The following is a 24689-nucleotide window of genomic DNA, read 5'->3' on the forward strand; positions in this document are numbered from 1 at the left end:
TACTTTGCTTTTTAATTTCAAGGTGATAAGCTAAAAAGGTCCCCCGGACCTTCCTCGCTTACCTGTTTCCATGCTCGGGGTAAAAAGGACTAAACTCAGTAACAGCTAGGAAACAAGTGTTTTTTCTAATCCCTTGACGCAGTCGCTGTCTGGTTTGAAATGCGCTTTACCAAGCTTTTTCAAACCTAGTCATCGTTGCGGGGGTGAGACAACGAAATCGAACTCTTCGAGTTACCGGACCTACTCTCACTTTTTTATTTCAAGGTAAGAGGCTGAAAACCTCCACTGGAGGTTATTCTTGCTCTCGAGTTTCAAGGCAAGAAGCTAAAAAGGTCCCCCGGACCTCCTCGTTTTCCCGTTTCTAGACTCGGGCTGAAAACCTCCACTGGAGGTTTTCACTCCCAAAAGTCATCAAAAACGGTGATTGGTAGGTGGCGTTTGTGTTGGCCTTTATGCCACCAGTTTTTAATAGTCGCTTGAGCTTCTGGGCTAACTTGTTTGCCTTCGAGGTAGTCATCAATTTCATTGTAAGTGACTCCAAGTGCAACTTCATCAGCTAGGCCTGGTTTCTCTTCTTCTAGGTCTGCTGTTGGGATTTTTTCATAAAGGGCTGGGTCTGCACCAAGTTCCTGCAAGAGTTGTTTTCCTTGGCGTTTATTGAGGCGGAAAAGGGGTAAAATATCTGCACCACCGTCACCAAACTTGGTAAAGAAACCTGTGATATTTTCCGCAGCATGGTCTGTCCCAATGACCGCTCCGCTATGGGCACCTGCCAGGGCATATTGGGCAATCATACGGCAACGAGCCTTGATATTTCCCTTGTTAAAGTCTGAAACAGAGTTACCTGTCGCCTCAACTGCATCTGTCATGGCATCAGCTGATTCCTTGATATTAACTACCAAGCTGACATCTGGCTGGATAAAGGCTAGGGCTTTTTGAGCATCTGCTTCATCAGCTTGCACTCCGTATGGCAGGCGGACAGCGATAAATTTGTAGCTGTCATCTCCTGTCTCTGCTCGCAGTTCTTCCATAGCCAGTTGGGCCAAGCGACCTGCTAAAGTCGAGTCCTGACCTCCAGAAATCCCTAGTACAAAGGTTTTTAGGAAGGGATGTTTTTTCAGGTATCTCTTTAAGAAATCAATGGAACGACGGATTTCTTCTTGGGCATCAATCACTGGTTTGACACCCAGCTCTTGGATAATCGTTTCTTGCAAACTCATTCTTCTTCTCCTTCACCAAGGGCTTCCTTACGCATTTTGTCAATCAAGTCCATCTTGTCTTGCCATACATCACGCGCCAAATCCACTGGATAGTGCTGCGGATTGAGCACGCGCTTGTACTCATCCCAAAGCTTGTCAAATTCCTTACGGGCATAATCCTGAATCTCAGTCAAGCTAGGCAACTTGTAAATCAATTTCCCGTCTTTGAAAATATCCACCAAGAGAGGAACAGCATCAAAATTACGAACGGTCTTCTTGATGTAGGTATAAGTCGGATGGAACATCTTGATTTCTGTCATGTCGCTCACATCCATACCATCATAAGTGATGTAGTCACCTTCTGACTTACCTTTTTCACGACTGGTAATGCGCCACACCTGCTTCTTGCCTGGCGTAGACACTTTTTCCGCATTATTAGAAAGCTTGATTGTGTTGCGCATATTACCATTTTCATCTTCGATGGCCACAATCTTGTAAACTGCCCCAAGAGCTGGCTGGTCATAGGCTGTAATCAGCTTGGTCCCCACACCCCAGACATCAATCTTAGCCTTTTGCATCTTTAGGTTGAGGATAGTATTTTCATCCAAATCATTAGAAGCATAAATCTTAGCCTCTGTAAATCCAGCCTCATCCAGTTGCTGACGGACTTTCTTAGAAATATAGGCAATATCACCAGAGTCAATCCGCACACCCATAAAGTTAATCTGGTCACCTAGCTCACGCGCCACCTGAATAGCAGCTGGAACTCCGATACGAAGGGTATCATAGGTATCCACAAGAAAGACGCAATTTTTGTGGGTCGCTGCGTAAGCCTTGAAAGCCTCATAGTCGTTACCATAAACCTGTACCAAGGAATGGGCATGGGTTCCCAAGACAGGAATGTCAAAGAGTTTACCAGCGCGCACATTGCTAGTTCCATTGGCACCACCAATTACCGCCGCGCGTGTTCCCCAGATAGCCGCATCCATCTCTTGCGCCCGACGTGTCCCAAACTCCATCAAAGGTTCATCTTCAATGACTGAACGAATACGAGCTGCCTTGGTCGCCACCAAGGTCTGGTAGTTGACGATGTTCAAAAGAGCTGTTTCGACCAACTGGCATTGGGCTAGAGGACCTTCCACCTGCACAATCGGTTCATTAGCAAAAACCAAGTCCCCTTCTTGGGCAGAACGAACGGTCAACTCCAACTTGAAATTGCGGAGGTAGTCCAAGAATGCCCCATGATAGCCAAGCGACTCCAAATAGGCGATATCACTATCTGAAAAACGCAAGTCTTCAAGATAGTTCACGATTCTTTCCAAACCAGCAAAAACCGCATAGCCGTTATTAAAAGGCTGTTGGCGAAAATAAACCTCAAAGACCGCCTTTTTATTGTGAATCCCTTGGTCAAAGTAAACCTGCATCATGTTAATCTGGTACAAGTCCGTGTGCAATGTCAAACTATCATCTGGATACATACTTTCCCTACTTCCTTAACTAGAAATACATGAAAATTTTCAAGAACTTTCATGTATTCCAATAAATTAGTACTATTATATCACATTTTAGCTGGATTGAGAAAAGAGTAACAAGCTATTCTCCACTCTCCAGTTCATCCATGTCTTGCTCAAATTTTTTCTGAGCCCATTCGCCATAGCTCTTCAGACCGAGATTGCCGATAAAGACCCACGGAAGGTAAATGACATAAGTAATGACCCAAGCAGACAGGTATTTAACATTCAAAGGATTATGCTGATAAATTTCTATGTTGAATTGATAATTCTGCAACATCAAGAGAGTCGTAATCGCCAAGGTTAGGAAAAAACAACCCAAAATCGTAAAATGAAAACGACTATAGTAGGTCACTCCCAGATAACGGGCACGATTGAAAAAGAAGAAAATTCCTACTATCAGAGTATAGACTAGAAAATTCGGATTAAAAAGAGAGGGAGCTAATACAGCCACCAAATAGCTTAGAAGCGCAAGCACAATGAAGAGGGTAAAGGATTCTGCCCCAGCTTTATTGATTAATTGTTCTTCTCTTTCGTCAAGTAATTGATAATGAATGAATTTATTTACCATCTTCTTCCTCCCAAAATAGTTGGTCTAGGGTTTTCCCTAAACATCTGCAAATAGACTGGCAGAGTGAGAGACTGGGATTGTATTTCCCCGCCTCTATCAAACCAATAGTCTGGCGTGTCACACCAACAGCCTCTGCCAGTTGACCTTGCGTTAAATCAAGCTCTACACGAGCTAATTTTAATTTTAAATTTTTAGCCACCTGCGTCCTCCTTATAGTTTTAATACTCATCTACTCTTAAAAAATCCAAAACTAACACAAGCTGTCAGCTATTTATTATAACCTCATTAATTAGCACTCCAATATTATCTTCAGCCTAAAATCAGTATATTAGATTGTTTGAAATAAACTCCCTAGCTGGCTATTTAGTATTAGCTTTAGTAGAATCTTTTAAACGAGTTTTGATTGCTTGTATTTCTTGTTTAATTTAGTTGCTTTCATATCACTATTATATAATGCTTTTGGAAATGAGTCTAGCATAAGACAAAAACGTGTACACAGCAAGAGCAGGAGCATAGCAAGATGACTGATTTTTTTGCTGGATTTTAAGTCTGCAAAATAATACTAAACGAAACTAAAATGAATACTCCTTGCTTTTCTTAAGAGTGAAAAAATACAATAAAATGATTGTAGTGATTACCACAAGATACTGACTAATAGACATCGTATTTGAAGCAACAAATACAGGTAAGGAATAAAAAGGAAGAAGTTCAATTGCTTTGATAAACAAATCATTACTAGTATTCGTCATAATCGTATTTAATATATTAGGGATAAAGAGTAGTAAAGCTACTAAAATACCAAATACCAAGCCACTTTTCAATTTGTATAAATAGAAAATGTAAGATAATAGAAAATAAAATAGGACTAACAAAATTGTATTGACTACAATGGCTACTATAAAATCTAATCCTAAATCACCTGGAACACCCAATTTACTTACGATGACTAGTAACACAATACCATTCAAAGCATAGATAATGGAAACTGAGATGGCATATAGAAAATTGGACAAGACGTAAATCATCCGATTTTTCTGTTGATTATAAAATAAACTGATCGTATTGTAGGAAAAATCCCTGCTAATAATTCGGTTAGCATGTATAACAGCCATTAACATACCGAGCATAGCATAAAAGTTTGAAATATGCTTAATACCAAGCGATGTCCCTTGAGTCTTTAGAATAAAGAATGTAACCAATATCGGCGGTATAAACGAGATAAGCAAACCGAGATATATTACGCCTGATGAATATAAATCTCTTATATTTTCCTTAAGAAAATTCAATTTATTTAATTTCATGATTATAACCTTTCTTTATTTTGAACGATTTAGATAAATATCTTTAAGCGTCTCTTTTTTAGTTTCAAAATCAACTACTTTAATAGAGTTTTCGTTAAAAAATTTAAAAAGCTCACTACTTTGAATATTCCCAGACATAGTAATTTTCAGTCCCTCTTCCTGAACAATATCCCCAAATTCTTGGTTGGTAATGAAAATGTCTTTATCTGTAGCTGATGAAAAAGCTATCTCAAACAAGCAATTGTGACTATCTTTTCCTACTTTTTGGAATGTCAAAAGCCCGTTCTCCAAGAAAAGAACTTTCTCACAAATTTCTTCAATGTCTTCTAATTTATGACTCGATATTAAAATTCCCACGTTTTCATGTAAAGCTAAATTTTTTAGAACCTCTAAAACTATTTGTGATGATTCAATATCTAAACCATTAGTCGGTTCATCTAAAATTAACACATCAGGTTCTGTAACGAGGGTTAAAAGTAAAGCTAATTTTTGTTTTGTACCCAAAGAATAAGTCTTTACTTTTTTATTAATAGACTGAGTCAAATCTAACTCTTGAATCAAACTTCCAAATCTTTCTTGATTGTAGTCAACACCGTATAAATTTGACAAATATTTTAAATTCTCTAAACCTGTTTTAGATAAAAATAATTTTGGTTCTTCAATTAAATACCCAACATTATCACTACTTATAATATTCCCTGAAGTCGGTTGATTATTCTGAACAAGAATTTTCATCAACGTACTCTTACCAACTCCATTTCTCCCTACTAGACCAACAATTTCACCCTTGTTAAGTGCAAAATTTATATCTTTGAGAATGATTGAATGACCATAATGCTTACTTACATTTATAACTTCCATTTTTTATTCCTCCATTAATATTCTTGGTTTTCTCTTTGATTCTCATTAATTTTAAAAAGTTGCGCCTCTTTTTAACAACATTATATCATATATCTAACCTAATGCAATATATAAATGTCATTTTGTAAAATTTTATTAACAAAAAAACTCTCTACCACAAAAAGATAGAGAGTTTTGACTTTAAATATAGGATTTTAAAATATCGACGACATCACTTCTTTTCTTAACCTGATAGGCCTTGATGCCCAATTTCTCAGCTGCGATTGGATTTTCCTCAATATCGTCTAGAAAGACACAATTTGTAGGATTTAACTAGTATTTATCGAGAATCCCCTTCATACTTATGTCAAGATCCCCTCTTTGCCTTATACTTTCATATTCTACTTACAAATCCTTTTGGTAATAAAATCTTTGCCCTGTGTAGGGATAGTTTTTCAAAGCAAAGACTTCCTTGTAGCCATGTTTCTGATAAAAGTCTGGCGCCTGGAACTGGTAAGTATTGACAAAGGAAAAACAACAGTTTCGATTCTTAGCTTCACTTTCTGCCTGCTGCAATAGTTTTGAACCAATTCCTTGCCCTCGCAGTTCCTCTTTTACAAACAAATACTCAATTTCCAACCAATTTCCAAAAGTCTCTGCTATCAAACCTGCAAGGAGATTACCTTTTTCATCTTCAACATAAAGATTCAATGCCTCACTCTCAGCCTCTTCTCTTTTGGAACGGTTATAAGCACGAATCAAATTCCCTATTTCTTGTGATTTATGGGATTCCTTATTTTCCAATCTAAAGTACATCTAAACCTCCTCGAAAACAACGCATAATATCAAGGTTTTCCAATACCTGATACTATGCGTTGTTCTGATTTTAAAGACTTTTTTCCAACCTCTAGATTTTTGCTTTTCTTCAATCCACTACAATTGACAAAAATCCTACTTATTGATTGGTATTATACCCATTCACCATTTGCATTTACAGTATATCCATCTACTGTTGTGTCAACTGCTAAAGCTCCTGAACTGTAGGCATAGTACCATTTACCAGAAACTGTAAACCATCCTGTTTTCATAGCGCCTGAATTATCAAGATAATACCATGTATCATTATCTTTAACCCAGCCAGTTTTCATAGTCCCTGAATTGTTTAGATAATACCATCTACCATTTTCTTGTAACCATCCTGTAGCCATTGCTCCTGATTTATTCAAATAGTACCATGTACCCTTATCTTGAATCCAACCAGTCTGCATCCAGCCTGACTGATCAAAATGATACCATATACCCTTGATTTGTTCCCAATCGTTTGCTGTATAGGAACCATCTGCGTGCTTATACCACCAGCGATTATCTTCTTTTATCCATCCTACTGTAGTTGGTAAAGCACCACTTGGCAAGCTCTTGTCTGGTGTGCCACTTACGTAATTGTACGTTACACTGTAGGTTGCAGCTGGTGGTGTTGGTATAAAGTTCCATGTGCCTGTTACAGTTTCGTTGGTTGTGCCAACTGTTACGCTTGATTTATCCCAACCCTTGAAATGCCATGTACCTTGGTTTGCAGAATCTGTTACATCCACTTGCCCTGTTGGACTTGCAACGACATCGCCTGTATGTTTGTCACTTACTGCTGTAGGTGCTGTGATGCTACTTGGCAAGCTCTTGTCTGGTGTGCCACTTACGTAATTGTACGTTACACTGTAGGTTGCAGCTGGTGGTGTTGGTATAAAGTTCCATGTGCCTGTTACAGTTTCGTTGGTTGTGCCAACTGTTACGCTTGATTTATCCCAACCCTTGAAATGCCATGTACCTTGGTTTGCAGAATCTGTTACATCCACTTGCCCTGTTGGACTTGCAACGACATCGCCTGTGTGTTTGTCACTTACTGCTGTAGGTGCTGTGATACTATTTGGCAAGCTCTTGTCTGGTGTGCCACTTACGTAATTGTACGTTACACTGTAGGTTGCAGCTGGGGGCGTTGGTATAAAGTTCCATGTACCTATTACGGTTTCGTTGGTTGTGCCAATTGTTACACTTGCTTTATCCCAACCCTTGAAATGCCATGTGCCTTGGTTGGCTGTATCTTCTACGTCTGTTTGTCCACTTGGACTTGCCACTACATCTCCTGTGTGTTTGTCACTTACTGCTGTAGGTGCTGTGATACCACTTGGCAAGCTCTTGTCTGGTGTGCTACTTACGTAGTTATATGTCACAGTGTAGCTTGCAGCTGGAGGTGTTGGTATAAAGTTCCATGTGCCTGTTACAGTTTCATTTGCTGTACCGATGGTTACACTTGCTTTATCCCAACCGTTGAAGTGCCATGTGCCTTGGTTGCCTGCATCTTCTACATCTGTTTGACCTGTTGGACTCGCCACTACATCTCCAGTATGTTTATCACTAACTGCCACTGGCGCTGTAATGTTGCTTGGTAAGCTCTTATCTGGTGTCCCGCTTACGTAGTTGTACGTTACGCTGTAGCTTGCGACTGGTGGCACTGGTATAAAGTTCCATGTACCTGTTACAATTTCATTTGCTGTACCGATTGTTACACTTGCTTTATCCCAACCCTTGAAGTGCCATGTGCCTTGGTTGGCTGCATCTTCTACATCTGTTTGACCTGTTGGACTTGCAACGACATCGCCTGTGTGTCTGTCACTTACTGCTGTAGGTGCTGTGATACTACTTGGCAAGTTCTTGTCTGGTGTGCCACTTACGTAATTGTACGTTACAGTGTAGGTCGCAGCTGGGGGCATTGGTATAAAGTTCCATGTGCCTGTTACGGTTTCGTTGGTTGTGCCAACTGTTACGCTTGATTTATCCCAGCCCTTGAAATGCCATGTCCCTTGGTTTGCAGAATCTGTTACATCCACTTGCCCTGTTGGACTTGCAACGACATCGCCTGTATGTTTGTCACTTACTGCTGTAGGTGCTGTGATACCACTTGGCAAGCTCTGTTCTGGTGTCCCGCTTACGTAATTGTACGTTACACTGTAGGTTGCAGCTGGAGGTGTTGGTATAAAGTTCCATGTTCCTGTCACAGTTTCATTGGCTGTACCAATTGTTACACTTGATTTATCCCAGCCGTTAAAGTGCCATGTCCCTTGGTTGGCTGCATCTTCTACGTCTGTTTGACCTGTTGGACTCGCCACTACATCTCCTGTGTGTTTGTCATTCACTACGGCTGGCGCTGTGATGCTACTTGGCAAGCTCTTGTCTGATGTCCCGCTTACGTAATTGTACGTTACACTGTATGTTGCTGCTGGACTATCCGTTTGTGTTGATCCACCTTTTGCAAAAATGCTAAGTGGAACAGTATCAGATGACCCATCATCTGTATACGTAATCGTTATGGTACCATCATTATTAAATTTATACCCTAACGCTCCAGAAAAAGCTTGAAAAACATCAGTTTCCCCCGCAGATGGATTATGACTTTCTAAAAAGGCTTTAATTTTAGCTTGATCCTCAGAAGTAATATTCCCTCTTAAATTTGAAAGATTAGACAATGTTACCTTGTGATTCTCCAACAATCCTGCCATTAAATCAGTATGTTGGTCTTGGGCAACTGTTGATTCCTTTTTATTCAGTTCCAAAACACTCTCTGCAGAGTTGATAATATTTAATTGTTGAGCAGCGATATCTCCACCCACTGGAGGTAGCACACTTTTTACTAATTGTGCTGTTTCTTTTAACTCTGCATACTTAGCAGTTAGAACTTGATTAATTCTTCTTATGTTCGTTAAATGTCTATTTTCCGCAACCTCTGTAGTTTCTCCTTCTCTAACCTTGATAACAACTGTATTGTATTCTGGATAAGAAGTAATCAACTCATTAATTGTTGTTTCGTAAGATGAGGCATTAGGTTTTATTGTTACTGATTGATTATAAGCTTTTTCCGCTTCCTCTAATTTTGATTTTGCTGTTGTTAATTTCCCCTGAAATTCTTGCCATGCAGATTCTGTATAATCCGCTTCTTTTTTAGTCGATAAAGCTTGAACTTTATCTTTTAAATTCTGAATACTACTTGGCAATACGGTTGAATTTGCCGCTTTAGAGATTGTTGCTAAAGCTTGACGAATATATTCTACCAAAGCTCCATTATTAACAGCTGTCTCATTAATATAATTACTATCTTCTACAGACAGTGCTGCTTCTACATGATTCATCCCTGTCACAGGATTTACAAAAACTAACCCAACTGTAACTGACGCTATTCCAATTTTTAATTTTCTTATTGAAAATTTTCTATGCTTATTCCAAAAGATATCTTTCATCTAACTTTAGCTCCTTAATTTAAGAATGTTTAGTAATATCATTTATTAAGTCACTCATTTATTTTCATTAAATCTAGTACTTGAAGCATATTACCTATCATCTCTGATTTTTAAGACAATAAATTGAATCATTCTAATAAGTCATCTTCCACTAAAAGATTATAAAATGTATAAGTTTACGATGATAATGCTCTCATTTTCATAGCAGAGTCACATCTATCCTTTTTATATCTTTTTGATTAATATTATAGACTTCCTACATAACAGAATTTAATTAAATAATGTTATGCAGGAACATCTATTCTTTAATAACTATGACTTATTTCTAAGATTTTAAGCACTTCTATCTCAATTGTTATGAGACATTTACAAAGTTCTAAACGAAATCATTTTAATTCAAATTTTTAACTACGATTATTCTTCTTTTCTTCTGCCAACATATAGAGCTAGTAGAATACTACTGCCTAGAAGCATTGGAAGATAGTCTGCTTTTGTACCCGTTTTAGGTAATTCACTACCAGAATGCTCATTTACAGCACTAGATTTTTCCGGATTACTTGGTGTTAACCCCTCAGATGTTGGTCCACCTGTATTTTGATTTGTTGAACCTACCGAAGTTGGTACACCTGGGGTTGAGTTCGTTGAACCTACTGAACTTGGTACGCCTGGATTTGAGTTCGCTGGATTTTCTGGAGTTCCCCCACCTGTATTCGTTGAATTTTCTGGTGTTTCACCTTCAGGTTTTGGATTTGTTGGAATTCCTGGATACTCAGGTTTGTCATATACTTCAGGCATTCCTGGTACGGCACTATTAAATTCAGGTTTGTCATGAACTGGTGGGGCTGGCATTGCAAATGTCGGTTCAGCTGGTTTTGGATTTGTTGAAGTTCCTGGTGTGTGTCCACCAGGTTTATCATTACATCCGCATTTACCATCATGAATAATGGTTTTATAAACAATACCATTTACATTAATAATTGTAATAGTATGTGTGCCATTTCCATTATCTTCCACTGTAACTTCTGGTGATTTGCCATCTTTACCATCTTTAATGATTGTTTCTGTTTTACTTCCATCTGGATTGATGATTGTAATCGTATGAGTTCCATCATTATTATTACGAACAGTTACTGTCGGTGATTTTCCATCTTTTCCGTCTTTTCCATCTCTAATAATCGTTGTGTATTGTTGTCCATTAGAATCAACAATAATTACAGTATGAGTTCCATCTCCATTATCCACTATCTTAGCTGTTGGGGATTTTCCATCAAAGATTGTCGTACTTGTTTCTTTTCCGTCAGATCCAATCACTTTAATAGTATGTGAACCATTATGATTATCAATTACTTCCAGTTTTGGTGATTGACCGTCACGAACTATTGTAGTCGTTGTTGTACCATCTGAATTCACAATTGTTACCGTATGTGTACCATCACCATTATTAACAACTTTAGCCGTTGGGGATTTTCCATCACGGACTGTCATTTCAGAAACTGTTCCATTACCATTTTCTACACGAATTGTGTAAGTACCATCATGATTATCTGTAACAGTTGCTACTGGTGATTTACCATCTTTAATGATTGTTTCAGTCGTTGTTCCGTCACCATTTAGAACGGTAATTTTATGAGTTCCATTTTGTTCATCAGTAATAGTTATTTTTGGTGATTGTCCATCACGGATTGTTGTTTCAGTAGTTACCCCATCTGGATTTGTAATAACAATCGTATGACTTCCGTCGTTATTGTTACGAACTGTTGCTGTTGGCGTACGTCCATCTACTCCATCACGACCATTTTTCACAATGAAATTATTCGTAGTTCCATCTGGATTTGTAATCGTTACTGTATGACTTCCATCTGGATTTTCTGTTGTTGTAGCAGTTGCAGATTTACCATCTTTACCGTCTTTGATGATAGTATTTGTAACATTTCCATCTCCATCTGTCACTCTGACGGTATGACTTCCATTGCCATTATCGATTACTTCAAGTTTCGGAGTTTTACCATCTCTAACAACTATTTCTTTAGAAGCACCATCTGGATTTATGACAGTAATTGTATGACTTCCATCTGGATTTTCTGTTGTTGTAATAGTAGCTGTTTTACCATCTTTACCATCTTTAACTTTCGTAGTTGATTCAGAGCCATCTGGATTTCTAATAATAATAGAGTGAGTTCCATCTCCATTATCTGTCATAGTAATAACTGGTGATTTACCATCTACTCCATTTGTTCCAGCTTCTCCTTTATCCCCTTTAAGTCCATCAAGAATAGTAGCAAGAGGTTTTGTTGCATCTAATGGTTGTCCTGGGTTTGCTGGATCTTCTACATAAATCTTCGTTTCATTGCCTTCTTTTTTAGCTATTAGAGATTTACCGTCTAGTCCATTCACTCCATTTCTAACGGTTGTTGTTAATGGTGGTTGGTTATCTGGTTGAGTAATCGTGATTGTATGACTGCCATCTGGATTATCTGTTACTGTTACTTTTGGCGTAAAGCCGTCTTTTCCATCACGACCTGCTGCTCCGGCTGCTCCATCGTTTCCGTTCGTTCCATCATGTCCATTGGTTCCGTTTGTACCATTTTCGCCTTTGTCGCCTTTCGGTCCTTTGATGTTGCCTTCTTTTTCCCATTGTCCATTTTTCTTAACAAAAATATCTCCTATTTCAGTATTAACGTATTTATCTCCGTCTTTTCCTGTTTCTGACGTTGGGTCTGTTTTTCCATTTAAGATATCTTTTCCATCGTCACCTTTTGGTCCTTTGATATTACCTGCTGACTTCCATGTTCCATTTTCTTTGACAAAAATATCTCCTGTTTTAGTATTAACAAAAGTATCTCCATCTTTACCTCGGTTTTCACCTGGGTTTTCTGTTCCATTTAAGATATCTTTTCCGTCTCGTCCATCACGACCTGCTGCTCCAGTTTCCCCAGTCGCTCCGTTTGTTCCAGCACGTCCATCGTTTCCGTCTACGCCGTCATAGATATTCTCTTCACTAATTAATTCATCGCCTTCATCATATGTCCCGTTATTATTATTATCAAAATAAACCGTAATATGAACCCCAATTTGTTTTCCTGTTGGTTGAGCTTCACGATCTTCATCCACGCTTCTTGTTCTTCTTGTTCTTCTAGTTCTAGGATGTGCTGGATCTTCGTAAATTGGTGTTAATTTCACTTTTGGTGTACGACCATCTCTACCATTCGTACCGTTTGTACCATTCTTAACAGTTGTTCTAATCGGTTCTTTACCATTTGGTTGAGTAATCGTTATTGTATAACTTCCGTCATCATTTGGTGTAACACTAATTTCTGGAGTAAATCCATCTCTACCAGGTGCTCCAGGCGTTCCAGGTTCACCCTGTTCTCCTTTTGGTCCAGTTGCTCCAGGATCACCCTGATCACCTTTAGTGATTTTAGGTACTGCAGTTGCTGTAACTGCTGGGCTTGTAGCTTTATTTGCTTCCGTTTGTGTCACGAGAATATTTTCACCTTTTGCTGCAGCTTTGTCTAAAGTAACTGACCATGTTCCTTCAGAAACAGTAGCTGTTTTAACGGTGCCATCTGGACGAGTTACAGTAATTGTCGAACCATTTTCCCCTTTACCTGTAACTGTTGTAGCTTCTTCAACAATAGCATCTACTAATGCTTCCTTAGATGGAACTAGCCCAGAATTTCCTACTACAGTTGCACTAATATCATTACTTTCTGTTTTATTAACTTCTTTTTGTCGAGCAGAAATGCTTTGTCCTTTGACAAGAGGTGTGGTTGTTTCTACCGTCCATGTTCCATCTGTTTTAACTTCAGCTGTCTTCACTGCTCCATCTGGAAGTGTAACGGTTACTGTTGCTCCAGAAACACCGCTTCCTTTAACCGCATTGGAACCTTCTTGAGCTTCTGTAATGACAGGAATCTTAGAAAGAGATTCCACTACATTCAATACAAACGTTTCTTTCGCTTCACCACCACCTAATGAATAATCATTTCGAGCAATAAAAGTAAATACAATACGTCCAGTTTTTGTTGGTGTTCCTGTAATTGTATGAGTTGTAGGGTTATAAGTTAATCCATAGGCTCCTAAGAAATAATTAGCAATATGTGATTCATCAATTCCTGAATCACCCCCATTAACTGCACTACTAAATGCATTAAGTAGTGCATCTGTCCCATAAACACTAGCATGCTCATTTGGAGTTACAGTCGCTGAATTCATTTGAGTTCCAACCTGAACATTTTGTCCATTGTTACTAATGGTAATCCCAGCAGTTAATGGATTTACCTTAATTGTTACAGTTGCCGTTTTATCATTGCCAGTTACTCCATTAGGTTTCGCAGTAACTGTAACTGAGTATTCGCCAACTCTTTCTGGAGTACCTTTAATTACCTTATGTTCTCTGTCGTATGTCACTCCTCGAGGCAATTGACGCTCATCAAGTTCTACATCTATTCCCTCTGGTACATTCAACTCCACTGGAGTAATTGGTGATAGAACTGTTGTTTCTCGCTTTTGATCTTCTATAAAATCAAATTCCTTACGATTCACTGTCAATGGAATATCCAATGTCTTTGTTTCCCCATAATAAGATCCGGAATAGCGTCGCTCTAAAGTTGTAGATAAATGAATGATATGGCTTCCCACAATTGTTGGTCTTCCTGTAATCGTATTATCTGTAGAATTATAACTCAATCCAACACTTGATAAAGGTTGGTCACCTCTAATCCCCTCAATCGTTACGGTTGGTTCAGATAAAGTAGAAATCGAATCCTTACTAATTGTAATTGTCGGTATTTCCTCCTTGGCTGTTATATCAACCCTAGAAGGATTAGCTGTTAAGGTCGGTTCTAATTTAGTAACCGTAAGAACAATCTCTTTTTCCGTCACGCTCCCTCCAAGTGATGAAGGCATTATTGCACGCACATAGAATCTATACATACCTACACCTGCTGTTGGGGATCCCGTAATTTGACGAGTATCTTGATTATAGGTTACTCCATCTGGTGCATATTTAAGGTCGATTGTTGCGCCATTATCAAAATCAGATACTGTAATTGGAGACATTTGTTCATCTGCACGAAATGTCTGTTCCGAACGATCAATTGTAAGATTGGATGTTACAGGTGTAACTTGAATATAAATGTATTTCACAATAGAGTTAGATACACTATCATCAACGTATTGATAATCCATACTAACTTCAACTCGAATACGAGAGGTACCATAAGTCATTTCACTTGGAGTTCCTGTGATAGTTGCAGTATGAGTCGCTGCATCATACGAATAACTCAATCCTTTTGGCAAATTATTAGAATCCACATCTAATCTCGAGTGTGGATTATGCTGAATAGTAATTGGAGTAATCTGAGTCCCGATTGGTGCTATCAATCGTGTTTCATCAGAAGTATGGGCATCTGTTGGATGATTTGGCTGTGCTGCTGAACTAATTGTAAGAATCGGAGTTAATCCTGTTACATTAATCGTATAAGTTGTTACAGCAGTACGTACTTGATTATTTAATCCATTTCTTGTAACTGTAGCATAGATTCTATAATTCCCCTTACTAGTTGGTGTACCTGTAATTTTAGTCCTATCATCACTAATTTTTAATCCTGACCCCTCAAGATTATAACTAGAATAAGTTACTTTGGCATCATCTGGCACATTTTGCAATCCATAACTAGAAATAGGAGTCTTTATTATTTCACCATTTTCATCCATTGTAACAGCTTTAATATTATTGGAGAATACCTCAACTTCTGTAGTTTCACTAGGAACAGTAAATGTTCCTGGATTCACTATCAAATGTACTGCAGTAGACTTAACAATATTTCCCTTAATCGCCAAAATAGGAATATCATAGACTCCTTCATAAAGACCTTTTCCTTTAATAACATTACCAGCAAAACGTGTTCCTTTCGGAAGTTTTGTCTTATCAACTTTGATTGTCACACCTTCACTAGGAGTGGTAGTGATAAACATATCTTTCCATTCTCCGCCCTCAGGAATCTCTTGATTTGGATTTGTAACTGTAACATTCAAATCTTCCACTGTATTAGGTTCTATCTCATAATTAAAATCTGTATAAGTTTCATGTGGTTTGCCAGCACCATCTGTATAAGTTACATAAACACGAGCCTTTTGTGTTGTTTCGGTTTTCTTTAATCCATAGATTGAAATATTAGAATCCACTGGATTTCCTTCGAAAAAGGCATAACCTCCATTAGTTTCTATACGAATACCTGTAATTCGTGAACCATTTTCCATAGAAACTGGAATCGGATTCGGAACCGACCCTTCTCTCCAACGCTGATCCCCAATTGGATTAATAGCGTCTACAATTTCAAACTCAAATGATCGAGCTCCTCCTTCTTGGAAGTGTCCATCAAACGCCTTCACAGAAAATGTATATCTCCCCGGTTGAACTTTTACACCTGCCTTTTTCACTACATACGCTTCCGTTGGATTTCCTTTTTCATCGATTTTTCCCTCGATTGGTCTTAACTCAACACCTTCTGGAAATACATCTGATTTTATATATGCATTCTCTTTATTAAGGACTACTTTTCCTAAAATTTGTTCTTTATCAGACGTAGGAACCGCAATACCGTTCGTTTTCTTATTCACAAACTCTTCATTAGATTCAAACAAAGTATCCGCACTAGTTAAGGCATAAGATTCTCCATAAATCCCTGGATAAATGTGCGACCTCATACCAGATGTAGAATTTTCATAAGTTGTAAAATTTAGTTTAACTTTCTTACTCAGCCCCAAACTATCTACTATTTCAACCGTAATATAATAATTTCCTGCTGTTTTTGGCAATTTCGTAAATTGAAGAAAATATGGAGTACGAGAAAAACTGTCTCTTATATCTTCTCTTATTCTTCCAGTTGATGGGTTATAATCTGCCACTGTTGCAAAGTCCAAAGAATTACTATAGACACCCTTATCTGGAGCCTTATCAGACCTCAAATCCACCAACTTAGCATTCACTCCTTCGGACGCTTCTAAGACTGTGAATTTCTTAATTGAGAGACCTTGTTTGTTATTATTGGCAAAATCTAATGATCTATCCATCGGAGCAAAGATAGGTAGCATTGTATAGTAACGTTTCGAATCTTGGTTAGTATCCCCAACAGTTTGACCTCCCTTTGAAACAAAATATCCAAATGGAGTCACAGGCATGCGTAGTCCATCAATAGTAACTTCCGTTACTGGCTGACCTTGATTCACATACACAGAAGAACCACCATAATTGCTAAAATAACCACCATAAATTGGTGAAACGCCTTCTGCAAATCCACCTATATGGTAATGTCCGGTTGAGTACGCACTGCTTGTAGCAGTGGACTCGTTATTTGGAAAATAATTTACAACATTTCCTGAATCCTCATCCTTATCTCCCAAAATCATAAAACCATAATGTTCTGATGCTGTAATTGTTATAGTTCCCGCCACTTTAATCTCTGGTTGTGATTTAACATAAAAACCAACCTCATAATTCCCCTTCATTTCTCGTGTAGGAGTAAGCGTAGCCTTAAGTTCTCCTTTTTTTGAGTCCAATGTAAAACCTAAGTCTTTTGCACCTTGGGTCAATTCTACGTCTGTTTCTATATTATTATTCGGAAGATTTGACGCACCAATCTTATAAACAATTTCATGGGTATGTTGCCCATTTCCCGCAAAAGTCATACTTTCTTCATTGATATAGTCTTTTGTTCGGTTTTCAAGTGTCAAGTAAGGTTTCCCATCTACAATAGGAGTCGATATTTTCCGTTTATTTCTCACCTTCCCGCCTTCAGAACTCTGAAGGTTAAACGTTACTTTTCCAACAGTACCTTCTGTTAAGGTAAGTTTTTGGCTGGTTGGTGCAGCTTCTGAAAGAACCCAGTCCTTTAGTTTTTCATTTGTTTCTAGAGAAGGTTGAACTGTTACGTCTTTCTTCGCTACCGCTTCACTTGTAGAGACTTTTTCTTCCTTTTCCTCGCTTGCTACGACAAGACCAGATTTTTTATCAACATATTCTACCGTGTATTTAAGAGCAACGGTACGTTCTTTAGGTGTTTCTGTTTCTCCAAAGCCTTCTACTTCATATACAAATACATTGTCTGCTCCCTCAACAATTTCTTTTGTAAAGGTCGTTGGATTTCCATCTGGAACATAATAGTTTTCTAATTGACTGTCATTCGCCAATTCAGCACCAATTTCTGTAACGGTGACTTTTGCTTTTGATTCAGTAGTTTCTACTGTTTTCGTCTTCGTTACTTCATGAACTACTTTGTGAGATTTACGATCTACATAGCGTACTTTGTAGACAATACTCACTGCTCGTTTAGGAGCAGTTGCCTCTTCACCTGGTTTTGCTTCAATTTTTGTTGTAGCAGGTGTAGTAACTTCTTCTTTTGGCTGTGATGGAGTACTGTTTGTAGGATTCACTGCATTGCTTGAAGCATTCTCCTCATTCACCTTAGGTGCATCTGTTGATGTTGATTCAGGTTTAATTGCACCTTCTGTTGGTTGTGATGAGGTAATAATCAAATGAGCCGTTTCAACTGTGGAAGCATTGGGCACATCTGAAGATGATGCATCTACTGGTTTTGGTTCTGGTTTTACATCAGTTTCTTCTGCTTGAACGGCAGGCGCCAATCCTCCCAATAGTAAAGTAGTTCCCATTATACCAATTAACACTGAACTTGCGCCGTAAGCTTTATTCTTACGGATAGAATATATTTGCTGCTGTTCCACTTTTTTCACGTTTCTTATGTCCTTCCTTATTTCTGATGTTAGTTTTTATGATTCAAATCAGGAATATAAATAATCTGCTTAGAATTTTCGAACAGTTCTTCTGAATGAGTAAGCTCATCTTCTAAATGTTCTTTTATACGAACAAAGTCCTCTGTTTCTGAGTTCTCGAAAGCGCTTTTATAACGTAATAAAACTTCTTGTAACTCCTTAGATAACTCCGTCTTCTGTGCGATTACTTTGTTCTTAAGTTCATTCAATGTTTTCATTGTTCGATTAAAGCGTTCGAACTCATCCGAGATGGATTTATTTGCTGTATCAATCATCTCTGTTGCTTGTTGTTTAGCTTCGTCTAACAATTGTTTTGAAAGTTTTTTTGCATCAATGATAGCTTCACTAATCAGCTCTTCTTGAGAGTGGTATTTATATAATTGTGCATTTAACTGTTCAACGGCTTCAGTCTTTCCAAGCAGTTCTTGTTTGAGACGATTATTTTCTCTTTCCAGACTTAGGATTAAGTCGTCTACTTCCTTTTTGTTATATCCAAAAAGGCTTCTTTTTATATCTTCCATAGTTCTTTCCTCTTTTGCAACAACTGAGTGTAGAGTCAGATTTAATATTCGCATTTCTTTATTCTACTTCTTTAAATCATCTCAGTCTGAGTTCCAACTAATTTTTCGCTCTCCTTCATCTCATAGATCCTTTCCTCTACTTTCATTTCGCTTAAGGTTCTAGGTACGAAAAACATATAGCGTTACAATACATGATTTCTAACTGATTCACTTATTTTATGATATTTTAAGTCCCCTGCACATCAGGGTCATTTCTTTACCATTTTATCATTCACATCCTTACTTCTACAATTGTTTCATTAGCATTGACAAAAAACTAATATACTAATACTTTGTTTTTTATGCATAATTTTACACAATCATTTTATACCCCCCCCCCCGAAAATTGTCAAGTGTTTTTATATTAAGTTTTTGTTAAATTTTCTTTACAAAGTAAAACTAACCCTAAGTAATGCTAACATTAGTTAATACTCTTCAAAAATCTTTTCAAACCACATCCGCTTCGCCTTGCCATAGATATGTTATTGACTTCGTCAGTTCTATCTACAACCTCAAAGCAGTGTTTTGAGCAACCTGCGGCTAGTTTCCTAGTTTGCTCTTTGATTTTCATTGAGTTTAAGGATATTTTTAAAGAGTATAACGAAAAACCCACCAACCTAAGCTGATGAGTTTCAAATCTATTTTCTAAATTTCCACTGACTGTAAATCCCGAAACCGATAATCCAGATAGCTGATCCGATTGCTCCTACAAATGTAGACTCTTGTAAAAAGAGGGTTACAAAGACAAAGGCAAAGAAGAGTATGGTTAAAGGATTTAGGAAACGATAGTGGGGCATGAGGTAACCATCCGCCATAAAGTCCGATGACTTGCGGTATTTAAGGTGAGCCACCATAATCAAGATATAAATAGCTACATAAACACCTGATGAAGAAGCTGTTATCAAGGCAAAGGCATCAGAAACTCCTGGTAGGACATTAATAAAAGCAGCTGTAGCAATTAAAATAGTTGAAGCCAAAATTGCATTTTGAGGAACATTATAGCGAGATAAGGTATCTGCTTTAATTGCTTTTAAGAGAGGATTTGGTAAATCCTGAGCTATTTGATACAAATGGCGACCTGTTGAGTAGAGGGTTGAGTTCAGAGCTGATGCTGCTGACGTCAAGACGACGAAGTTAATCAAGGCTGCTGCCCATTTGACACCTGCTAGTTCAAATACCGTAACGAATGGTGAATCTGCTGAGGCTAGTTCTCTCCATGGAATAATAGCCATAATAGCAATTAGAGAACCACCATAGAAAAAGGCGATACGCAAAGGAATTTCCTTAACGGCTTTTGGCAAGACCTGACGTGGATTTTTTGTTTCTGAAGTCGTGACCCCGATAAACTCAATCATGAGGTAGGCAAAGAAGACCATCTGGAAAGCCATCACAAAGTTGACACCACCATTAGGGAAGAGTGAAAAATTATCCGTAATATTGGCCAAACTAGCTACTCCATGAGGTGTCTCAAAACCTGTCAGAACCATAAAGATACCAGTCACAATCATAGCAAGGATAGCTACAATCTTAATCATAGCAAACCAAAATTCAACTTCTCCAAAAAGTTTAACAGCTATTAGATTGACCAAACCTAGAACAGTTAAAAATCCAACTTGAATTAACCAACTAGGCCATGAAGGAAACCAAAACTGAACATAGTGCGAAATAGCCGTAATTTCTGCCATGCCAATAAAGACAACAGATAACCAATAAGACCAGACTGCAAAATGTCCCCAACCCTTACCCAAATGACGAGTAATAAAGTTAATAAAGGTATGTTGCTCAGGATCTTGATAGAGCATTTCTCCGACCGCTCTCATCATAAGGAACATAAAAGCTCCTGTAATCAGGTAAATTAGAACAATCGAAGGTCCTGTCAAACTGATCGAACGACCAGCCCCCAGAAAGAGGCCTGTTCCAATAGTTCCAGCAATGGCCATAACCTGTACGTGACGATTGGTCAGACCACGCTCCATCTTATTTTGCTTCTTTTTTGAACTCATATAGTCTCCAATTCTTTTTAAAGCTAATACTCAACGAAAATCAAAGAGCAAACTAGGAAGCTAGCCACAGGTTGCTCAAAGCACTGCTTTGAGGTTGTAGATAGAACTGACGAAGTCAATAACATATCTACGGCAAGGCGAAGCTGACGTGGTTTGAAGAGATTTTCGAAGAGTATAAAAAGGAGTAATCAGGGCGTTTCCCTCCTTCTACTCCCTTTAATCATTAGGCTGTTTTTTCAACCTTTAAGATTTTTACATCATAGCTGCCCACAGGTGTTTCGACGGTTGCTGTATCACCTGTTTTCTTACCAATCAAGGCTTGTCCAATCGGGCTTTCATTTGAAACCTTACCTGCAAAGGCATCGGCACCAGCTGAACCTACAATGATATAAACCTCTTCTTCGTCCTCACCAATTTCTTGGATAGTCACTGTTTTACCAATTGCGACTTCGTCTTGGGCAACAGAGTCGCTATTGACGATTTCAGCATAACGGATTTTTGTTTCCAAGCTAGAGATTTGACCTTCAACAAAGGCTTGTTCATCCTTAGCTGCTTCATACTCACTATTTTCTGAAAGGTCACCGTATGAACGAGCAATCTTGATACGTTCTACCACTTCTGGTCGGCGAACCAATTTCAATTCTTCTAATTCTTTTTCTAGTTTTTCCTTTTCCTCAAGTGTCATGGGATATGTTTTTTCTGCCATTTTTCTCAACTTTCTTTTACTTTATTTTTTAAAACAAAATTATGTGGAAAACCACATAATTTTAGTTTGAACTACTTGATTGCGTTAATTTATTATTGATATGTTGTGCAACATTTTGGTCATGATCTGCCTTGTTCGTAGCGAAGTATACCTTGCCATCTGTAACATCTGCTACAAAGAATAAGTTATCACTCTTAGTTTGATTGATACTTGATTCAATAGCATCCACACTTGGACTATCTACTGGTCCAGGCATGAGGCCTAGATTTGTATAAACATTATACGGAGAATTGATGGTTGTATCAATTTCAGTATCATCAGCCAGACTAATCTTCTGACCAAGTTTTCCTTCAGCATAAAGAATAGCAATATTACTTTGTAAAGGCATACCAAGATTTAAACGATTGTAGAAGACACCTGCAATCATCTTACGATCTTCAGTTTTCGCTCCTTCTTTTTCTACCAATGAAGCAATGGTTAACAATTCATTGACTGTTAAGTTTTTAGACTTAATTGTACTATAGTGTGGAGTCAAAGTCTTATCCATGGCTGCCAACATCTCGTCAATCAAGCTTTCAATAGTTGTACTTTCCTTGATAGAGTAGGTCGCTGGGAAGAGGAAACCTTCCAAACGGTAACGAGCTCCACTTTCTTTTGTAGGTAAGCTTTCTAGTAAGTTTGAATATTTAGAAATTTCTTGACTGATAAAATTGTCATCTTGAACTTTAGCCAAGAAAGCATCCGCAGTCAAAGGCTCTTTAAAGTTACCTTGCAATTGACCTACCGCTTGGGCAATTTGATCAATCGTGTAACCTTCTGGAATCGTCAAGCTGGCTAGTACAGGTTCTTGTGCTTCAGCTGTACCACCCTTTTGTAATTCCTTGATCAAGTCATCCGTACTCATGCTCTTCTGCAAATTGTAATATCCAGCCTTCAAATCTGAGTAATTCTTGTACTTAGTATACATACCAAAGACAATACCGTGTTTCACCAAACCTGCCTTTTCAAGAGTTGAACCAATTTCTTGAACACTGGCTCCATCAGGGATTTGAACTGTTACGTATTCTTTTGAAGTAGGATCAACTGGTTCTAATGAGGCTAGCACATACTGATAACCGAAGTAACCACCTGCCGAAATCAAGGCAAGAAAAATCAGTAAAGAAATGAAGAAGGCCTTCAAATGTGATTTTTTCTTCTTGACAGGCTTAGCTGTCTCACGACGACTACGACGTGGAGTTTCACTGATGATGTCCACTGTTTCTGTAACAGGTGTCGGTGCTTCTGGACGTGCCTGGTCTTCTTTTTTCTCTGCTGTCTTATAAGAAACAGCTACCCTTGTTGGGGTTTCATTATATTCTCTTTCGACTTGGTTAGGTCTAACAGGACCTGGTCCTGGTCTTGGTCCACTCTCATCTGCTGGTGAAGCAGGAACATCTTGACTTGGATGACTAGGAACTGCTGAAGCATCCTGACTTGGATGGCTAGGAGTCACTGGAGCATCCTGACTCGGATGACTAGGAACTGCTGGAGCATTATTTATAATACTTTCTACCGCTGACAAGGAATCAGCCATCAAGTCCTCAGCAGATGGTCCACTTGTAGGAGTAGAAGCTCCTCTTTCATCTCCTGCTAGAGTCTGATCATAACTTTTTGATTTTTCTAGATCTCGTAAAATCTGCTCTTTAAAGCTTAATTTCTCATCTTCTCTTGATTTTTCACTCAAAAGTTTTTCCTCCTCGTTGACAATCCATAATATTATATCTTAAAAACGAAAGAAAAGCAACCTAGCATGCTTTTCTGGATTATTTTTTATACTCAATGAAAATCAAAGAACAAACTAGGAAGCTAGCCGCAGGTTGCTCAAAACACTGTTTTGAGGTTGTAGATAAGACTGACGAAGTCAGCTCAAAACACTGTTTTGAGGTTGCAGATAGAGCTGACGTGGTTTAAAGAGATTTTCGAAGAGTATTAGCTTCCCAGACCATATCATACCAGGTTTCCCCTGCAAAGGTTGACTGGGACAGGCCTTCATTGACAAATCCATGCTTTTCATAGTAGGCAATGAGATAGTCATGACAGGTTAGGTTAATACCTTCTCTTTCCTGTTTAAGAGCCAGTTCTTTTAAGGCTGTTAGCAATGTCTGACCAAGTCCGAGACCCTGCGCCTCTTTGGCAATGGAGAGACAGGTCACAGAGATATAGCCACCCGACTCATGGCTATGGTCTTCTATCTCTTCTGTAAAAGACTGGTCTTGCAGGTGGCGGTGAGGGCTAACTGGCCCTTCTATATAGCCCATGATTCTACCTTCTTTTTCCGCAACCAGAAAAGAGGTCTGAATTTCTCGCAAATGTGCCTCAAAGACAGATCGAGGAATGGCTTCTTCGACTGAAAAATTCTCTAGTTCAATCTCGACAATCCGATCCAAATCTTCTAATCTTGCTTTCCTAATTTCCATTGTGCCTCCAGATAAAAGGGATTAAACCAAATCATACTAAAACCCTGGCTAGTTGCATAAAGCGAAGTTTCTTCATCAATAAAACCGTTCATTTCAAAATAGGAAAGCAGCTCATCAGGACTCTCCAAACGAATCCCCTTGTACTCCAGCTCAACTGCCACCTCTTTCAAGGCTGCAAGGAGAAGCGTTCCCAAGCCCTGTCTCTGATGGTCAGCCTCAATGACTAAAGAAAGTACTTTTAGACATTGCGGATTGTCTGACTGAGGACTTGATAGAATATAGCCTAACAGTTGATTTTCATCCCTAGCTAGAAGAAAGGTATCCGCACACTTACGGATACTTTCTTCTAAGATATGGGAAGGTTGCTGCTTTTCAGTTAGAAAAGATGAGGTCTGAAGTGCCTCTATCTCAGTCAAGTCAGACTTACTTGCCTGAATAATCTTAATTGGAATTTCCATGGGAA

The 24689-nt window shown here is 38.5% G+C and carries 14 protein-coding genes and 3 pseudogenes; all 17 read right to left on the reverse strand.

The annotated features are described in order from the left end of the window. Window positions 1-395: 395 nt before the first annotated feature. On the reverse strand, window positions 396-1220 hold the full coding sequence (gene nadE / locus SK642_RS06735; RefSeq protein ID WP_033684061.1) for an ammonia-dependent NAD(+) synthetase: 825 nt from the start codon (window positions 1218-1220) through the stop codon (window positions 396-398). Then, window positions 1217-2677: a nicotinate phosphoribosyltransferase gene (locus SK642_RS06740; RefSeq protein WP_033684062.1), complete on the reverse strand. Its 1461-nt coding sequence runs from the start codon at window positions 2675-2677 to the stop codon at window positions 1217-1219. The genes nadE and SK642_RS06740 overlap by 4 nt, the downstream gene beginning before the upstream one ends. Window positions 2678-2792: 115 nt before the next feature. Further along, window positions 2793-3281 carry a DUF6773 family protein gene (locus SK642_RS06745; RefSeq protein ID WP_033684063.1) on the reverse strand — a complete coding sequence of 163 codons (489 nt, stop codon included), beginning with the start codon at window positions 3279-3281 and terminating at the stop codon, window positions 2793-2795. After that, a complete protein-coding gene (locus tag SK642_RS06750) occupies window positions 3271-3480 on the reverse strand; it encodes a helix-turn-helix transcriptional regulator (RefSeq protein ID WP_001107500.1) in 210 nt (69 codons plus the stop codon). Before SK642_RS06750 ends, SK642_RS06745 begins: the two co-directional genes overlap by 11 nt. Window positions 3481-3853: 373 nt before the next feature. Continuing rightward, window positions 3854-4582: an ABC transporter permease gene (locus SK642_RS06755; protein ID WP_033684064.1), complete on the reverse strand. Its 729-nt coding sequence runs from the start codon at window positions 4580-4582 to the stop codon at window positions 3854-3856. Between the two features lie 15 nt (window positions 4583-4597). Beyond that, entirely contained in the window at window positions 4598-5443 is an 846-nt protein-coding gene (locus tag SK642_RS06760; protein WP_080708958.1) for an ABC transporter ATP-binding protein, read from the reverse strand. 384 nt (window positions 5444-5827) lie between these two features. Continuing rightward, window positions 5828-6238: a GNAT family N-acetyltransferase gene (locus SK642_RS06765; RefSeq protein WP_080708959.1), complete on the reverse strand. Its 411-nt coding sequence runs from the start codon at window positions 6236-6238 to the stop codon at window positions 5828-5830. A 152-nt stretch (window positions 6239-6390) separates the two neighbouring features. Next, window positions 6391-6828, reverse strand: a pseudogene (locus SK642_RS11150) (hypothetical protein); the annotation flags it as partial. An 87-nt stretch (window positions 6829-6915) separates the two neighbouring features. Beyond that, window positions 6916-9708, reverse strand: a pseudogene (locus SK642_RS11095) (SHIRT domain-containing protein); the annotation flags it as partial. Window positions 9709-10122: 414 nt separating this feature from the next. Continuing rightward, entirely contained in the window at window positions 10123-13407 is a 3285-nt protein-coding gene (locus tag SK642_RS10120; protein WP_419991764.1) for an Ig-like domain-containing protein, read from the reverse strand. Then, window positions 13405-18381: pseudogene (locus SK642_RS11155) on the reverse strand (putative Ig domain-containing protein); the annotation flags it as partial. The gene SK642_RS10120 and the pseudogene SK642_RS11155, both read right to left, overlap by 3 nt. A 110-nt stretch (window positions 18382-18491) precedes the next feature. Further along, on the reverse strand, window positions 18492-19022 hold the full coding sequence (locus SK642_RS06780; RefSeq protein WP_033684066.1) for a DivIVA domain-containing protein: 531 nt from the start codon (window positions 19020-19022) through the stop codon (window positions 18492-18494). Window positions 19023-19699: 677 nt separating this feature from the next. After that, complete coding sequence (locus SK642_RS06785) at window positions 19700-21064, reverse strand: amino acid permease (protein WP_033684067.1); 1365 nt, start codon at window positions 21062-21064, stop codon at window positions 19700-19702. 223 nt (window positions 21065-21287) lie between these two features. After that, window positions 21288-21770 (reverse strand): transcription elongation factor GreA, encoded by a 483-nt coding sequence (greA, locus tag SK642_RS06795; RefSeq protein ID WP_000818769.1) that lies wholly within the window; start codon window positions 21768-21770, stop codon window positions 21288-21290. 61 nt (window positions 21771-21831) lie between these two features. After that, on the reverse strand, window positions 21832-23493 hold the full coding sequence (gene mltG, locus SK642_RS06800; RefSeq protein ID WP_033684068.1) for an endolytic transglycosylase MltG: 1662 nt from the start codon (window positions 23491-23493) through the stop codon (window positions 21832-21834). 223 nt (window positions 23494-23716) lie between these two features. Then, complete coding sequence (locus SK642_RS06805) at window positions 23717-24226, reverse strand: GNAT family N-acetyltransferase (protein ID WP_033684069.1); 510 nt, start codon at window positions 24224-24226, stop codon at window positions 23717-23719. Next, window positions 24202-24684 carry a GNAT family N-acetyltransferase gene (locus tag SK642_RS06810; protein ID WP_033684070.1) on the reverse strand — a complete coding sequence of 161 codons (483 nt, stop codon included), beginning with the start codon at window positions 24682-24684 and terminating at the stop codon, window positions 24202-24204. Before SK642_RS06810 ends, SK642_RS06805 begins: the two co-directional genes overlap by 25 nt. Window positions 24685-24689 lie beyond the last annotated feature (5 nt).

The sequence above is a fragment of the Streptococcus mitis genome (assembly GCF_000722705.1).
Taxonomy (GTDB): domain Bacteria; phylum Bacillota; class Bacilli; order Lactobacillales; family Streptococcaceae; genus Streptococcus; species Streptococcus mitis_P.